The 15,885-nt window shown below is 70.5% G+C and carries 15 protein-coding genes; 10 read left to right on the top strand and 5 right to left on the bottom strand.

The features are described 5' to 3' along the window. Positions 1-4 precede the first annotated feature (4 nt). Positions 5-829: a sulfite exporter TauE/SafE family protein gene (locus ACLQ2N_RS02405; RefSeq protein ID WP_148020895.1), complete on the top strand. Its 825-nt coding sequence runs from the start codon at positions 5-7 to the stop codon at positions 827-829. A gap of 18 nt (positions 830-847) precedes the next feature. On the opposite strand, the gene ACLQ2N_RS02400 is transcribed toward ACLQ2N_RS02405, so the two are convergent. The 3 genes from ACLQ2N_RS02400 to ACLQ2N_RS02390 are packed head-to-tail and all read right to left on the bottom strand — an operon-like array spanning position 848 to position 2,860. Continuing rightward, the gene (locus tag ACLQ2N_RS02400; protein ID WP_148020894.1) at positions 848-1,369 is read right to left on the bottom strand and encodes a GNAT family N-acetyltransferase; all 522 of its coding nucleotides are present in this window, start codon (positions 1,367-1,369) and stop codon (positions 848-850) included. Between the two features lie 12 nt (positions 1,370-1,381). Beyond that, entirely contained in the window at positions 1,382-1,756 is a 375-nt protein-coding gene (locus tag ACLQ2N_RS02395) for an ArsR/SmtB family transcription factor (protein ID WP_148020893.1), read from the bottom strand. Positions 1,757-1,798: 42 nt separating this feature from the next. Next, positions 1,799-2,860, bottom strand: coding sequence for a flavin-containing monooxygenase (locus ACLQ2N_RS02390; RefSeq protein WP_363067940.1), 1,062 nt, complete (start codon positions 2,858-2,860; stop codon positions 1,799-1,801). A 109-nt stretch (positions 2,861-2,969) separates the two neighbouring features. On the opposite strand from ACLQ2N_RS02390, the gene ACLQ2N_RS02385 reads away from it, so the two are divergent. Beyond that, on the top strand, positions 2,970-4,373 hold the full coding sequence (locus ACLQ2N_RS02385) for an NAD(P)-binding domain-containing protein (RefSeq protein WP_363067942.1): 1,404 nt from the start codon (positions 2,970-2,972) through the stop codon (positions 4,371-4,373). Beyond that, positions 4,370-5,623, top strand: a complete 1,254-nt coding sequence (locus ACLQ2N_RS02380; RefSeq protein ID WP_148020890.1) for an MFS transporter — start codon at positions 4,370-4,372, stop codon at positions 5,621-5,623. Before ACLQ2N_RS02385 ends, ACLQ2N_RS02380 begins: the two co-directional genes overlap by 4 nt. Before the next feature lie 878 nt (positions 5,624-6,501). Here the strand turns inward: ACLQ2N_RS02380 and ACLQ2N_RS02375 are convergent. Next, entirely contained in the window at positions 6,502-6,972 is a 471-nt protein-coding gene (locus ACLQ2N_RS02375; RefSeq protein WP_261991720.1) for a hypothetical protein, read from the bottom strand. Positions 6,973-7,239: 267 nt separating this feature from the next. Then, positions 7,240-7,986, bottom strand: coding sequence for a DNA-methyltransferase (locus tag ACLQ2N_RS02370; protein WP_148020889.1), 747 nt, complete (start codon positions 7,984-7,986; stop codon positions 7,240-7,242). 574 nt (positions 7,987-8,560) lie between these two features. On the opposite strand from ACLQ2N_RS02370, the gene ACLQ2N_RS02365 reads away from it, so the two are divergent. The 7 genes from ACLQ2N_RS02365 (at position 8,561) to ACLQ2N_RS02335 (ending at position 15,844) form a co-directional block, all read left to right on the top strand. After that, complete coding sequence (locus ACLQ2N_RS02365; protein WP_363067946.1) at positions 8,561-9,706, top strand: C40 family peptidase; 1,146 nt, start codon at positions 8,561-8,563, stop codon at positions 9,704-9,706. Positions 9,707-9,801: 95 nt separating this feature from the next. Beyond that, positions 9,802-10,110, top strand: a complete 309-nt coding sequence (locus ACLQ2N_RS02360) for a DUF6112 family protein (RefSeq protein ID WP_148020887.1) — start codon at positions 9,802-9,804, stop codon at positions 10,108-10,110. After that, positions 10,110-10,799, top strand: a complete 690-nt coding sequence (locus ACLQ2N_RS02355; protein WP_148020886.1) for a hypothetical protein — start codon at positions 10,110-10,112, stop codon at positions 10,797-10,799. Before ACLQ2N_RS02360 ends, ACLQ2N_RS02355 begins: the two co-directional genes overlap by 1 nt. 27 nt (positions 10,800-10,826) lie before the next feature. Further along, positions 10,827-12,218: an SCO6881 family protein gene (locus ACLQ2N_RS02350; protein ID WP_148020885.1), complete on the top strand. Its 1,392-nt coding sequence runs from the start codon at positions 10,827-10,829 to the stop codon at positions 12,216-12,218. 135 nt (positions 12,219-12,353) lie between these two features. Next, complete coding sequence (locus ACLQ2N_RS02345; RefSeq protein ID WP_326666304.1) at positions 12,354-13,826, top strand: SCO6880 family protein; 1,473 nt, start codon at positions 12,354-12,356, stop codon at positions 13,824-13,826. Between the two features lie 33 nt (positions 13,827-13,859). Then, on the top strand, positions 13,860-14,312 hold the full coding sequence (locus ACLQ2N_RS02340) for a DUF6238 family protein (RefSeq protein WP_148020884.1): 453 nt from the start codon (positions 13,860-13,862) through the stop codon (positions 14,310-14,312). A gap of 26 nt (positions 14,313-14,338) precedes the next feature. Next, positions 14,339-15,844 carry an ATP-binding protein gene (locus ACLQ2N_RS02335; protein ID WP_148020883.1) on the top strand — a complete coding sequence of 502 codons (1,506 nt, stop codon included), beginning with the start codon at positions 14,339-14,341 and terminating at the stop codon, positions 15,842-15,844. Positions 15,845-15,885: the final 41 nt, after the last annotated feature.

Here is a 15,885-nt window from a genome sequence, read left to right as displayed (position 1 = left end):
CTCCATGACCTCACCGTTGGCCGCTGACCCTCTGCGCTCCGGGAGCCGGGCACGCTCCGCGCCCGTGGTGTTCGCCGCAGGGGCGGGCATCGGCGTTCTCGGCGGGATGATTGGCCTGGGCGGTGCGGAGTTCCGCCTCCCCCTGCTAATCAGCCTGTTCGGGTTCGCGGCGCTGTCCGCGGTCATCCTGAACAAGGCAATGAGCCTGGTCGTAGTCGTGGTGGCGCTGCCCGCCCGGCTCTCGGCGTTGCCCGCCTCCGAGCTCGCCGGTCACTGGCCCGTCGCGGCCAATCTGCTGGCCGGGAGCCTGCTGGGCGCATGGGCCGGGGCGAGCTGGGCGGTACGGATGCGCAGCTCCACCCTGTACAAGGTACTGGCGGCCCTGATGGTGCTCATGGCCGCCGCTCTGCTGGCCACCCACCTCGCCACCGTGGGGACGCTGCCGCTGCCGCTGCGGGCGCAGGTGCCCTGCGGAGTGGTGGCCGGCTTCGGCATCGGAGTGGGCGCCGCGATTATGGGTGTGGCCGGGGGCGAGCTGCTGATCCCGACGATCGTGCTGCTCTTCGGCCTTGACATCAAGACGGCGGGAAGACTGTCCCTGCTGGTATCGCTGCCGACCATGCTGGTTGCCTTCGCCCGCTACAGCCGTGACGGCAGCTTCGCGGTCCTGGGCGCCAACCTCCGCTTCGCCGCCGTGATGGCCGCGGGCTCGATCGCCGGCGCGCTGCTGGGGGTACTGCTGGTCGGCGTCTTCTCCGACCTGGTGCTCGTTCCCGCCCTGGCGGTGATCCTGCTCATCTCCTCGGTCAAGCTCGCGCGCCACAACTGAGCCCGCGAGGTCGTCCGGTCAGTCGATGAGCAGGCTGCGTCGCTCGACGAGAACGACGTCGCGCCAACGGCCGTGCTGCTTGCCGATGCGCTCACGCGTGCCCAGCACACGGAAGCCGGCCCGCCGGTGCACGGCGAGGCTGGCAGCGTTCTCGGGGAAGATGCCCGACTGGACCGTCCAGATCCCGGCTGCCTCGGTGGAGTTGATCAACCCCTTGAGCAGCGCGGAGGCCACGCCCCGCCCGCGCGCCTCGGGGTGGACGTAGACGGAGTGCTCGACCACACCGGCGTACGCGCACCGGTCGGAGACGCGGCTTGCCGCGACCCACCCCAGCACCTTCCCCCTCTCATCGAGAGCGGAGAAGCGGTGCTCGGGCATCTTCGCCGCGTCGAACGCCTCCCACGTCGGGGCGACGGTCTCGAAGGTCGCGTTCCCTTCCTCGATCCCCGCCTGGTAGATCGCCAGCACCTGCTCGGCATGCTCCGCCGCCAGTGGCACTACCACCGCACTCAACGCCCCGCTCACCGCTTCCCCCCTCATTCCGTCCTGTCGTCAGGCCGCGGCCGGCATGGCCAGCAGCTTGCCCATCGCGGCGAGCACGGACGGCTCGACGCGGTAGTACACCCAGGTGCCGCGCCGCTCCGAGGTGAGCAGCCCGGCCTCCTTCAGCTTCTTCAGGTGGTGGGACACGGTGGGCTGGGAGACGCCGACGTCGGAGATGTCGCACACGCACGCCTCCCCGCCCTCGTGCGAGGCCACGGCGGAGAACAGCCGCAGGCGCACCGGGTCGCCGAGGGCCTTGAACATCCGCGCGGCGGTCTCGGCCTCCGCGGCACTCATGGGGCGCTCGGTCAGCGGCGGGCAGCACGGCGCCACGCCCTGACCATCGGCGGGTTCGAGCAGGGGCAGCACCTTCGCATTCGACATACGTCTATGTTGACACACGTCGAACCAGCGTGTGGAGGCTCGTCACCGGCGCGCGAGGTGGGCAGCCAGGCGCCGGGCGATCCGTTCCGCGTCCCGGCCCACCCCGCGCAGTGAGTTCGACGAGAGGCTGCGCTGCCACTCCAGCCCGACGAACGCCAGCCCCGGCACGCTGGTGGAGAGGCCCTCGCGGTGCCGGGGGCTCCCGTCGGCATCCAGGGCGCCATCCAGGGAGGCGAGGTAGGGCAGGTCGGGGCGGTAGCCGGTGGCGAGCACGATCGCGTCGACCTCCTCCGGCTCTCCGTCCGGCCAGATGAGCTTGTTCCCGTCGGCGCCAGTGAACAGCGGTCGCCGATCAGGTCGCCCGGCGGCCAGGGCGGCGCGGTAGCGGCCGTCGTCGAGGACCGGCTGCGCCGGCGGATGCGGCAGGAGCCGGCCGAGGGGTGCAGTGTCCAGGCCGGTGCGCGCCGTCCAGAAGTGCAGGTCGCGGCCAAGGACGCGCTGGACTGCGAACTTCACCGGGCCGCGGGTGGCGAGCGTGACACTGGCGGCTCCGGCGAGTTCGGCGGCGATCTGCACGGCGGAGTTACCGGCCCCGACCACCACCAGCCGACCGCCGGCGAAAGGGGCCGGGCTGCGGTAATCGGCGGCGTGCACCACCTGGCAAGTGAACTCCGCCAGCCCCGGCAACTCCGGCCGGTGCGGCCGGCCAAAGGTGCCGGAAGCCGCGACGACGGCCCGCGCCCCGAGCCTGCCACCGCCTTCGAGGACCACGTCGAATGCGGATCCGTCGCGTCGTACGGAGATGACCCGCCGGCCGGTGCGGATGTCGGCGTTCAGGCGGTCTGCGTAGGCGGTGAGGTAGGCGACGACCTCGTCCCGGTGCGGGTATCGGTCACGGTCGGCGCCGGGGAACGGCATTCCGGGCAGAGAGCTGTACCGGGCGGGCGAGAACAGCGTGAGGCTGTCGTAGTAGTGCGGCCACGACCCGGCCGTACGGTCGGATGCCTCCAGCACCACGGGCCGCAGCCCGCGGCGCAGCAGCGCATGGGCGGTGGCGAGTCCGGACTGGCCGCCGCCGATCACGGCGACATCGATGTCCTCCATGAACAATCCCCCTGGATTCGATGAATGTCTATGTTGACGCTCATCAATACAGGTGCCATGCTGGGCCACGCAAGCCATCGACAGATGTCGAACCACGCAAGGAGTCGCCGTGAACGCGCCCGCCACCACCGAGCTGCCCGTCGTCGTGATCGGAGCCGGACCCGCCGGCCTGGCCGCCGCCGCCCACCTGCTCGACCAGGGCATCGAACCCCTGGTCCTGGAAGCAGGCCAGAAGGCCGGCGCAGCGGTGCGCGAGTGGGCGCACGTGCGCCTTTTCTCCACCTGGGGCGAGGTAGTCGACCCGGCCGCCGAGAAGCTCCTCGCTCCCACCGGCTGGACACGGCCCGACCCGGACACCTACCCCTCCGGCGGCGACTGGGCCGAGCAGTACCTGCAGCCGCTCGCCGACGTCCTCGGCGACCGCGTCCGCCTCGGTGCGACGGTCACCGGCGTCTCGCGCACCGGCCGCGACCGCATCGTCGACGCCGACCGCGAACAGCAGCCGTTCGTCGTGCACCTCACCCACGCCGACGGCCGCGAGGAGCGGGTCTTCGCCCGCGCCGTCATCGACGCCTCCGGCACCTGGGCCACCCCGTCCCCGTCCGGCGGCAGCGGACTGCCCGCGCTCGGCGAGAGGGCCGCCGCGGGCCGGATCACCTACCGTGTCCCGGACCTGAAGGACCCCGCCGTCCGCGCCCGGTACGCGGGCAAGCGCACTGCCGTCATCGGCTCCGGCGCCTCCGCCTTCACCGCCCTCGCCTACCTCGCCGACCTCGCCAAAGCCCAGGACGGCGCTGGGACGAAGGGCGTATGGATCCTGCGCCGGGGCATCTCCGGCTCCACCTTCGGCGGCGGCGAAGCCGACCAGCTCCCCGCACGCGGCGCTCTGGGCCTGGCAGCGAAGGCCGCCGTCGATGCCGGTCACGCGGACGCCGTCACCGGATTCCGCACCGAAGCGGTCGAGCGCGACACCGACGGCCGTCTGGTCCTGGTCGGCGAGGACGGACGCCGCCTGGACGCGGTCGACGAGCTGATCGTGCTGACCGGCTTCCGCCCCGACCTGTCCTTCCTGAACGAGCTGCGCCTGGGCCTCGACGAGCGCCTCCAGGCACCCGTCGCCCTCGCTCCGCTGATCGACCCCAACCAGCACTCCTGCGGCACCGTCTACCCCCACGGCCACCGCGAGCTCTCCCACCCCGAACCCGGCGTGTACCTGGTCGGGATGAAGTCCTACGGCCGCGCCCCGACGTTCCTGGCGATGACCGGCTACGAGCAGGTCCGCTCGGTGGCCGCCGCGATCGCCGGCGACCTCGCCTCCGCCGACCGCGTAGAACTCACCCTGCCCGAGACCGGAGTCTGCGGCGGCGCCGGCCTGTTCGACGCCCCCAGCGCCCAGGAAGCCGACGGCGGCGGCTGCTGCGCTCCCGCACCGCAACTCGTCCAGCTCGGCGCCCCCACCGCGGTCGGGGCCGCTGCTGAGGAGGCACCGGCGGGCGGCTGCTGCGGCTCGTGACCGACCTGGGCACCCCTGCGCGCGGGGTCGCGACCGGAACAGGGGACCGGTCGCGGCCCCGCGCCGCCCTGCCCGCCCTCTGCGCCACGCAGATCGTGAGCTGGGGCATCGTCTACTACGCCTTCCCCGTCCTCAACCCCCAGATCACCGCCGCGACCGGCTGGCCGGCCGGGGCGACCACCGCCGCGTTCTCGTTGGGCCTCGTCGTCTCCGCCCTCGCCGGGATCCGCGTCGGCCGCATCCTCGACCGGAGCGGGCCGCGCACTGTCATGACCACCGGATCCGTGCTCGGCGTCGTCAGTCTCCTGATCGTGGCCGCGGCCCCCAACGTTCCGGTCTTCTTCGCCGGTTGGGCACTCGCCGGGCTCGCGATGGCAGCCACCTTCTACCAGCCGGCGTTCGCCGCCCTCACACGCTGGTGGGCCCCTGACCACGTCCGCGCCCTGACGATCGTCACCCTCGCCGGCGGGCTCGCCTCCACCGTCTTCGCGCCCCTGACCGCGGCCCTCGCCGACCATCTGTCCTGGCGCCACACCTACCTCGTGCTCGCCGTCATCCTCGCCCTCGTCACCATCCCGGCCCACGCCCTGGCCCTGCGCGCACCCTGGCCCGAGGCTCCAACGAGCCCTGCCCACACAGCCGCAGAAGCTGTCGATGTCAGTCGGAGCCGACCGTTCCTGCTGCTTGCCGCCGCCTTCACCCTGTCGGCCTTCACGATGTACGCCGTCGTCGTCGCCCTCGTCCCACTTCTCCTCGAACGCGGGTACACCACCAGCCAGGCCGCCTGGGCCCTCGGTATCGGCGGCGCGGGCCAAACTCTCGGCCGCACCCTGTACGCAGCCCTCGCCCGCCGCACCGCCGCTACGGCCCGCACCACGATTCTGATCGCGCTCGGTGCTCTGGCCACAGCCGCCTTCGCTGCCGCGCCCGGCCCGTACGCCCTGCTCATCGCCGTGTCGGTCATGGCTGGCATGGTCCGCGGCAACCTCACCCTGCTCCAGGCCACCGCCATCACCGACCGCTGGGGCACCGCCCACTACGGCCGGCTCTCCGGGCTCCTGGCTGCTCCCGCCCATACAGCGGCAGCCCTCGCACCGTTCGCCGGTGCCGCCCTGGCCGTTCCCCTTGGCGGCTACGGCCCTCTCTTCTTGCTCCTGGCCGCCGTCTCCGTGGCCGCCGCGCTCATCGCGCCATGGACAGGCACCGACGCAGTACGCCGCCGACCCGGACGACGGCCCCGCAGTCATTGACCCCGCCTGATCAGTGGTGATCCTCCCCTTCGAGGATCGTGCTGGCGTAGTCCGGCAGAAGGTCGTGGAGATACGTGTAGAAGGGTTGGTGGTCCGGATTGCGCCCCTGGAGTTGGTGGATGACTCCAGCGTCGACAATGGCGACTCCCTCGACGGGCAGTGGTTGCAGGTCAGGTGCCAGACGCCACTCACTGCCAGTGAGCCGGGACCAGACCAGGGCGGAGAAGCCGACGCGACGCGTATCCGAGCGCCTCTCTGGGAGCCGCGGGCGAGGAGTCGGCGTCTGCTGGGGTAGTTCTCGACGATCCTCTGCAGGTCCGACTCGGGGAGAGTCCAGTTCGCGAAGCGTTTCCGTCGGGCGGCGTAGTCCACAGCCGGCTGGTCAGCGACGTGATCGGTGAGACGTTGGAACAGCATGGACAGATCGGCTCGGCAACCGTGCAAGCGCTCCTCCAGGGGGCGGAATCTTCCCCAGGCTGCCATCCAAGGCGGGGGGACGCCGAGATAGGTTCCTGCGTCGTCCAACGACATGCCCGTGACGGCCTGGACGAGGTGGGCTGCGATACCTCTGCGGATTGCTGTCTTCCCGGGAGAGCGGCCTGATCTTCGAACGCGGCGACGACCCGGCAGACGGTGGCGGTCTTCCCGTGCTGGCCCCAGCCGCTGACCATGACGCCGGCCAGCGTCGGGTCCCCCTTCTTGCGGGCGTTGGCGCTGAGCCGGCGGTCGATCAGCCGCGACACCTTCTGGGCCATCGGCGTCTGTCGAAGCCGAGCCGGCGGTGCCAGAGCAGATGAACCGCGTGCGTCCGACCCACCGCCGGAACCCGTGTCGCCTGTACCAGTTCCCCGAAAGTGACCGGCCCCTCGGCGGCAGCCTCAAGAAGAACCGGCTGGCAGCCCAGCTGGTCCGTCATCGGCCGCCGTTGAGCCGACAGCGCGTCCAGACCCGAGAGGACGTGCGAGCGCCAGCCGGTGATCACCGAGTAGTGCCAGCCGCAGGCGGCCGCCGTCGCCCATCACGGCCAGGAAGTCGGGAATGTGCCCGGCATGGCCGTCGACGTGCTCGAAGGTGAGGGCGAAGGGCTGCGGGAGCACCTCGATCACCGTCATGAAGTCCAGGGCCAGCAGGGCCGCCCTCTCCTCCAGCGATTCGAAGCCGTGCTTCCGCCCTGTCGAGACCAGGAACTCCAGCCCGGGACGATGCTGCTGCTTCGTCCTCCACGTGAAACCGCGCACCGGCGTCGAAGACAGCACCGGCACTGAACCCAGATCCCGGACCGGCCAGACGACCTCCGACCCGTTGATCTGCCAGGCGGCCGTCCAGCGACTCGCCCAGTTGTCCCGCATCACCAGCCGTGTACGGGCCTCACTCAGACTGCCGTACGGCGACATCAGCTCGTCCAGGACACACCCGTCGGAACGGACCTGGCCATCCGGCTGTGGATTCACCGCACCACATCACCAGCTCACGCAGCGTCCCCGCAGCAGTTGATCACAACTGTTCGCTACGCAGAGTAACCACAGAGCTTCGACGGCGTCGTTTGCCAACAAGCGTGCTGATTTGCCAACCGTGATGCGTCGTCACAACAGGCCCCGGGCTCTCCGCTTTCATACTCATGCCTCCGGTCCGGCCAGCTCGAAGTCGTCCTTTGTCAGTTCGGCGAGCAGCCGCTCCTCGGCGACGTCGGCGTAGTGCGCGGACAGCTCGACACCCACGAAGCGGCGCCCCTCGCGCAGGGCCGCGACCCCCGTGGAGCCGCTGCCGGTGAACGGGTCGAGCACGGTGCCGCCCTCGGGGCAGACCTGGACGAGCTGCTGCATGACCTCGACCGGCTTCTGGGTGATGTGGACCCGGCCCTTGCGGGGCTGGGAGGCGATGTAATGACCCGGCAGGTAGAGGTCGCGGGTGTTGTCGAGGGATCCCTTGACGCCCCAGATGATGAACTCCGAGTCCTGCTTCGGCCCGCCCTTGCGGGGCCGGCTGGACGGCTTGATCCACGGGATGGTGCCGCTCCAGGTCCACCCGGCCATCTGCAGGGCGTCCGAGGTGGTCGGTTCCTGGCGCCAGTCGGTGAAGACCATGGCGACCGCGTGCTCGGTCGAGGCCCGGTACGCCTCGGTGAGGAGTTCGGTCAGCCAGCTCCGATAGCTCCTCTGGTCGCGGTTCTCTCCGGGGAAGTTCTGCAGGTCGTGTGCACTGTTGCTGGTGACGTACTTGGCTCGCGCAGTGCGACCGGTGCGGTCCGAACTGGTACGCCCGCCAGAGTTGTACGGCGGGTCGGTGATGACGGCGTTGACGCTCTCGTCCGGGAGGGTCTTGAGCACGGTGAGGGCATCGCCTCGGTGCAGCGTGTAGCTCATGTGCGGGGCCTCTTTCAGGGCACAGCGGGACTGGACCCCCTCCGGACGTCGCTCAACAGCGATCGTTTCGAGCGGGGTTGCGCCGGAGGTTAGTCGCGAATTCCGGCCGCACCTAACGAGCCGTCCCTTCGTCCGAGGGCGGGTCCGAGAGCCGTTAGGTGCGGCCGGAATCCCGGTCTACTGTCTCGCCATGCCACCGGGACGGAGCAGCGCTCCACCCCGCTGAGCTGTGCTTATCCGTGTTGTCTCGTCCGAATGGGCAGCACGGTGGGCCCGTTAGCCCCCCGTCCGATAAGCCGTGAGGAGATCCGGTGTACCGCCTGAGATTACAAGCGCGGCTGGCTGCCGCGCTTAACCCAAGACCGACGTCTGGGAGTTACCAATTCCCCTGACCGGGCCCGCCCTGATAGGCGAATTCACGGCGCGGTGCCGACGGCTTTGCACGAGAAGTCAGCACCGCGCCTCCTACAAACACCCGAGGAGTCGCTGCGATGCAGCATGCCCTGACATCCCCTCGCCCCAGCCCAACACCGTCGCCTGGCCGACACCGCCGCGTCGGTGAGCGGCGGCGACGATGAAGGCGACCACCGGAGCCGTCGTCGGCCTTGCCGCCTGCACTCCCTTGCTGTTGGCTGTTCCGATTCTCGCCATCGGTGCCGGGACCGCTTCGGCCTCCTGCTCGACCGACGGTGCACCATCTGTGGATGCCGCAGCTGTTGCCACTCAGGTGAACGACATCCTGGACGGCAGCGACAAGGGTTCAGTCTCCGTGCCGGGACTGGATGATCCCGCCGAGCAGGTGCCCAATGCCAAGACGATCCAGGCCACTGGCGTCGCGATGAGCCTCCCAGCCCGGGGGCAGATCGTGGCCCTGGCGACCGCTCTGCAGGAGAGCGGCCTGCGGAACCTGAACTACGGCGACCGCGACAGTTTGGGGCTGTTCCAGCAGCGGCCGTCGCAGGGCTGGGGCACCGCAAGCGAGATTCTCGACCCGGTGCACTCCTCGACCAAGTTCTACAAGGGACTGAAGAAGGTGTCGGGCTGGCAGTCCCTGTCCATCACGCAGGCCGCCCAGGCCGTACAGCGCTCTGGTCTTCCGGATGCCTACGCCAAGTGGGAGCCCCTGGCCACCGCGCTGCAGCAGGCCATCGAGCCCCTTCTGTCGAAGTCGGGTGACGCCTCACCGAGCCCCTCGCCGTCCGGCTCGGCCGACGCCGCCGACACTGCGTCGATGGCCGCGGATGGGTGCTCGGCCGACAGGGACGGGACTAATTTCGGTGTCATCCCGCCCGGTGCGGTGCCGGCCGGGTACACAGTCCCGGCAGATGTTCCGGAGAAGGTCCAGGCGGCGATCCGCTGGGCGCTCGGCCAGCTCGACACGCCGTATCAGTGGGGCGGGAGCTGCACCGCCTCCCACGGCATGGACCTGATGGGCCGGTGCGACTGCTCCTCCCTGATGCAGCAGGCGTACAAGGCTGCCGGGGTCACCCTGGCGCGGACAACGTACGAGCAGGTCAAGGGGGGCAAGGCGGTGTCGGTCGGCGCGCTGCGGCCGGGCGACCTCATCTTCACCGTCGGAACGGCCAAGGTTCCCGAGCACGTCGGCATGGCCATCGGCCAGGGCCTGATCGTCCATGCCCCGCACACCGGCGACGTGGTCCGCATCACGACCCTCGCGTCGTGGAAGCCACAGATTCTCGCGGCCCGCCGAGTCATCTGACCGGCGCTCCCCCTCCCCCTCCCTCTCTTTCTCTCCCGTACTGCCGCTTCGCCCTCGCGGGCTCTCGCGCGCACTGAATCGAACTGGTGCTCTATATGTTTCTCGCTGACGCAGTCATCCAGCTTGCCTTCGACCCCGGCATTACGCCGAGCGACGGAGGGCTGCCCGGCCTCTCCGTTCTCAGGAAGGTGATGGGTTCCCTCAACCTGTTCGGAATCATTGCCGCCGTCGGCGCACTCGCCGCCAGCGCGGGCGTATGGGCCTGGGGCAACCACACCGGCGGCCACCAGGCCGAGGCCAACGGCAAGAAGGGCGTCATGGTCAGCGCCGGCGCGGCCCTCCTGCTGGGCGCCGCGAACGGCGTGGTCGCGTTCTTCAGCGCGCTGGGAACGCAGGTCCACTGATGCCTGACCGCTCCTTGAACCCCGGCGGCGCATCTCGTGTGCGCCGCCGGGCCCTGCTCGGCGCCGCCGTCCTGATGGCGCTCGTCGTCCTGGCCGGCCTGGCCGCCTACCTCACCCGCGACAACAAGGTGACCTCCAACGTCCCTGGGGCGCGACCGAGTTCGGCACCTTCATCAGCTCCGTCCGTATCCGCGTCGAGGCCGCCCGAGCCGGGGCCCGCCCCGCATGCTCTCGCGGTCCCGCCGAGCACCCACAATCCGATCGTGTTCGGGAAGGCGGCAGCAGCAGCACTGTGGTCCTACGACGCCCGCGCGTACTCCCAGGCCGAGCTGCTCACGGCCCTGCACGGATGGCTGACGCCAGAGCGCAAGTACGCCGACCCCGAGTCGGTCGACGCGGTCGTCCCCTCGCCCGTGCTGTGGAAGGAGATGGCCGCCAACGGCCAGTTCGCCACCGCCACGGTGAACGAGGGGCACTTCCCCGAAGCGTTCTCGCGGGCTCTTCAGGAGGATCCCGGAACGATCACGCAGGCGTACGTCTACGCCGTGACCGTCTCCGGCAAGCAGTCGATCGCCTGGAAGGGCTCGCGCGCCGGCGGTGCGGAGAACCGCGTCATCACCCTCGCGGTCCAGTGCCGCCCCTCCCGCCCCTGCGCGCTGGCCGGCGTCATGCCGTCCGTCGCTCCCTGACCCCGAACCCTGAAAGGAGGTGCCACCATGGGAGTCTGCGACATTCCGCTGATGGACAAGGTCTGCGGCTCGATCGAGTTCGCGACCAACCCGGCCGGGACGGTCACCGACGGCATCGGCGCGTGGATCGCAAAGTCGATGGGCGAACTCGCCTCCGCTGCTGCGGATCTCGCCGCCAAGGCGGTCAACGGAACCACCGCCATCGACCTGAACGCCGGATGGTTCAGGGACAACTACGAGCTTCTGCTGCCCATCGGGCTCGCGTTGACCGTCGGCACGTTCTGCATCCAATTGATGTCCGCGGCCTGGCGCCGTGACGAACGCGCCCTCGCCCAGGCCGCGATCGGCACCATGACCGGCGTCCTGTTCAGCTTCTGCGCCGTCGCCTTCACCTCCGTCGCCATCACGGTCGTCGATGCCCTGTCCGACGGCCTGTTCAAGGCGGCCAACAGCTCCATCGACGACGCCGTCCGGCGCGTGGTCAAGGTCACCGAACTGGGGGTGATGTACGGCATGGGCTGGGGTGTCCCAGCCCTGGTCGCCGTGGGATGCGCCATCGGCGCGTTCATGTACTGGGGCGTGATGGTCGCGCGCAAGGTGGGTGTCCTGATCATGGTCGCCCTCGCCGTGTTCGCCGGCGCCGGCGGCGGGTGGGAGGTCGCCAAACGGTGGCGGCGCGGCTGGATCGAGGCCACCGCCACGCTGGTCGTCTCGAAGCTGTTGATGACCGTGGTGTTCCTGATCGGTGTCTCGGCTATGGGCAAGTCGGATGCGCACGGCGGAATGGCCGCGCTGTCCGACGCGATGTCCGGCATCGTCGTGATGGTCCTGGTGCTGCTCTGCCCGTACGCAACCTACAAGTTCGTCCACTGGGCCAGCGACGGGGGCGGCCATGACGACCTGCACCGCACCAGCGTGGCCGGCATGGCGGTCGCCGCAGGAGCCGCGAAGACCGCGGGCACCCTCGCCATGCGAGTCGGCACAGGCTCCCCCGCACCACAGGGTCCCAGCCAGGTCCCCGGCGCGGGCAGCGACGGTGTCGCCTCTGGGATCGATCCCGTCGGCAGCAACCTCAGCAAGGAAGGCATCGACGGCGGACCGCCCAAGCCCCGGACCGCCTTCCGGTACGGCGAAGACCCGAACGCCACCGGCGACAAGGGCAAGGCCCTGATCCAGCGCCCCGGCATCCCGCCACTCATCACCCGACCCAGCCAGGGCGCATCGGGAGGCCCCGAAGGAGACTCCGTAGGCGGCCAGTTCGCTGCCCCTTCGACTGCGGGCAGGAGCATGACCCGGGCAGGCGCCGCGCCGCCGGCGGCCCCTGCCGCAACGCCGCCGTCCTCCACGGGGCCGTCGGCAACCGGCTCGCCGACGCCGACGAACTGGGTGTATCCCAGCCAGCCGCCGCCGGGTTCCTGACCCATCACATCCGGGGGCGGGCTACAGCCGCAGCCCGCCCCCCGCACCAGCGATCACCAGAAACGGAGCCCTGCCATGACCTCCAGAAGAACGGCGCGCGCCCCGCCCTCGCCCGCTTCCACCGTCTGGAACCCCATGTCCGACAAGCCCCAGGCCGAAGCCACCACGGCCAGCGTCAAATTTCCGCACCGCTCGCGGCGCGGCATCCTGCTCGGCCTGACCGCCTCGCAACTGATCGTCGTCAGCCTCACCGGCCTGTTCCTGCTCGCCGTGATTGTCACCCGCGGCGTGGTCGGCGCCCTCGAACTCATTCCGGTCTGGGCCGCCATCGCCCTGCTCGTCTTCGTCCGCTACCGAGGCCGCGCCCTGGCCGACTGGGCTCCGATCGCCACCCGGTACGCCCTGCGCCGCATGCGGGGCCAGTTGATCTGGCTCACCCGGCCTTCCCGCCGCCCGGTCTACGACGGGCTGCTCCACCTTCCGGGAACAGCGGCGAGCCTGCGCGTGGTCACCGCTCCCGACCGCCGATACGGGGCGGTCCACAACCCCCACACCGGCTCCCTGACCGCCGTCGTCAAGGTATCCTCCCGCGCCTACGCACTGCTCGACCCGGGCACCCAGAACGCCAACGTCAACGGCTGGGGACGCGCACTGGCCGCCCTCGCACGCACAGGCCAGGTCGCCCGGATCCAGGTGATCGAGCGCACCGTGCCGGACTCCGGTGACGCACTGCGCCGGTACTGGGAGGAGCACGGCCGACCCCATGCCCCCGTAGCGGGTGCGATCTACAGCGAGCTGATCCAGAGCGCCGGGCCGGCCGCGGCGCCGCACGAGGCGTACGTCGCGGTGTCCCTGGACGCCAAGGCTGCACGGCGACTGATCAACCAGGCCGGTGGCGGCCTCACCGGGTCCTTCAGCATCCTGACGCAGCTGACCTCGACCTTCGATCAGGCCGCGCGAACCGCCGGTCTCAACCCCACCGGCTGGCTCACCGCCCGCGAGATCGCCGCCGTCGTGCGCACCGCGTACGACCCCAAGGCCCTTGCCTCGCTCGACCGTTGGTCCGATGCGGGGCATCCCGAGGCTGAGCCCGCAGCTGCCGGCCCGGTCGTGGTCGTCGAGAAGTCGGACCACATCATGACTGACTCGGCCGTCCACGCCACGTACTGGGTGGAGAACTGGCCCCGCACCGAAACGTCGGCGGGCTTCCTGCACCAGCTCCTGTTCACCGCCGGCGTCCGGCGCACGCTGTCACTGTCATACGAGCCGAAGGGGCTGGACGCCGCCCTGCGAGACGTCCAGCGCAAGAAGTCCAGCGTGATCGCGGATGCCGCCGAGCGAGCCCGGCGGGGCCAGGTCGACTCCGAGGCGGACTCGATCGAGTACCAGGACATCAAGTCCCGGGAGCGTCAGCTCATCGCGGGCCATGCAGATGTCGCCTTGACCGGATTGCTGACTGTCTCGGCCGATTCGGAGGACGAACTCCGCTCCGCCTGCGCCGTCGTGGAGACCGCGGCCGTCGGCGCCCAGCTCGACCTCCGGCCGCTCACCTGGCAGCAGGCCGAAGCGTTCACCGTCGCCGCCATGCCGCTCGCCCTCGCCGTCTGATGCCGGCCCTTCTTCCCCCGAAAGAGCACCCCCATGTCCCGCACCGCCAGCCCGTCCACGCAGGACTTCGTGCCCTTCGCCACCGCCGCGCTCGACTTCCACCGCGCGCTCAACATTCCGGGCGGTCCCCTCGTCACCACCCGCGCCGAGCTGGACAGCCTGCACGCTCATCTCGTCTCGCTGCACGGCCTGTTCGATGCCCACGCCGCCCGCACCGGCCAGCTCGTTCCGGTCGAAGGCGACCAGCTCCGCGCCACCCGCACCCGGATCTGGCAGGCCGCCGACCACGTCCACGCCGCCTATCACGCGGCATCACGGCCGGACTCCGGCGAGGTGCCCGAACGCGAGTTGTGCCAGGCGGGCCTGCCCGAGGGGGCCCCGGAGCTGACGATCTGCCAGCGCCACCAGCTCACCGCGCACCTGGTGCGCCGCCGCACCACCCCGGCCGACCTGCACACCCCTTTCACGGGTCTCGTCCGCCGCTGACCCTTCTTCCGTCTGGAGAAACGTTCATGCCCCGCACCCGCGCCAGCGCCTCTCACCTGTTCGTCCCCCGTAAGGCATCACGCGCTGATCAGCGTGCCGCCCGTGCAGGGTTCGCCGAGGCCCGCCGCCAGGCACGCCTCGCCGGAGCACCGCCGAAGGACCACGCCGAGGAGCACCTCGACCCGGAGCTGCGTCCGACCTACCAGCCGTCCGGACGCCCCGGCTCGTCCTCCGCTCGGGGAGGCAAGCTCCGCCTCCCCGCCCACCGCATGACCACAGCCACCGTCAGCGGCGCCTATCCGTTTCTCGCGGAGGGCGGCCTGGGCGCCGAAGGGATCTTCATCGGAAGGGACGTGCACGCGGAGGCGGCGTTCTGCTACGACCCGTTCTCGCTGTACAGCAGCGGACGGATCGAGGGCTTCACGAACCCGAACGCCGTCCTGGCCGGGATCATCGGCATGGGCAAATCCGCGCTGGCCAAGTCCATCGCCACCAGGGCGATTGCCCACGGCTACCGGGTTTACGTCCCCTGCGATCCCAAGGGCGAGTGGACGGCCGTCTCGCAGGCCCTCGGCGGCTACAGCATCGCACTCGGGCCGGGGCTTCCGGGCCGGCTGAACCCGCTGGATGCCCCGGCCCGGCCCGCTTCGGTGAGCGAGGGCGACTGGTCGACCGAGGTCCGCAAGCGCCGCCTCCTTCTCCTCGCGGGCCTGGCGCGCACGGTGCTGAAGCGCGATCTCCTGCCGATGGAGCACACCGCCCTCGACCTCGCTCTCGACCTGGTCGTCTCCGAAGCCGACGCCAGGGGCACGGTGCCGCTGCTCGGCGAGATCGCGCACGCCCTCGGCTCGCCCGAGCGTCTCGACCTAGCCCTCGGCGACCAGGCCGGACACATGGGGCCGGCCGCACAGGACCTCGCCCACGCACTGCGCCGCCTGGTGCACGGCGACCTGAGCGGCATGTTCGACGCCCCCTCGACCGCGGCCTTCGACCCGACCACGCCCATGCTGTCCATCGACCTCTCCCGCCTCGGCGGATCGGGTGACGACACCGCCTTGGTGCTGGCCATGACCTGCGCCTCAGCGTGGATGGAGTCCGCGCTCGCCGACCCGGACGGCGGCAGGCGCTGGGTCATCTACGACGAGGCATGGCGTGTGATGCGGCACGTCGGCCTGCTGGAGCGCATGCAGTCGCAGTGGAAGCTCTCGCGCGGCCTCGGTATCGCGAACCTCATGATCATCCACCGCCTGAGCGACCTGCTCAGCGCGGGCGACGCCGGCTCGCGCGGCCGGGTGCTGGCCGAGGGCCTGCTGGCCGACTGCTCCACCCGCATCATCTACCGGCAGGAGCCGGATCAGCTCGCTGCTGCCGCCTCGCTGCTCGGCCTGACCGGCGTCGAGACCCAGGCCGTGTCCGCCCTGACCAAGGGCCGGGGCTTGTGGAAGGTCGCAGGCCGAAGCTTCATCACCCAGCACATCCTGCACCCGGCCGAGCGCGAACTGTTCGACACCGACGCCCGCATGTCCTCGTAGCCAAGCTTCACCTCGCGAAGGACACGTCGACCGTGATCGGA

This window comes from Streptomyces sp. DT224, assembly GCF_049844595.1.
Lineage (GTDB): Bacteria > Actinomycetota > Actinomycetes > Streptomycetales > Streptomycetaceae > Streptomyces.
This window is presented reverse-complemented; position numbering and strand designations above follow the sequence as displayed.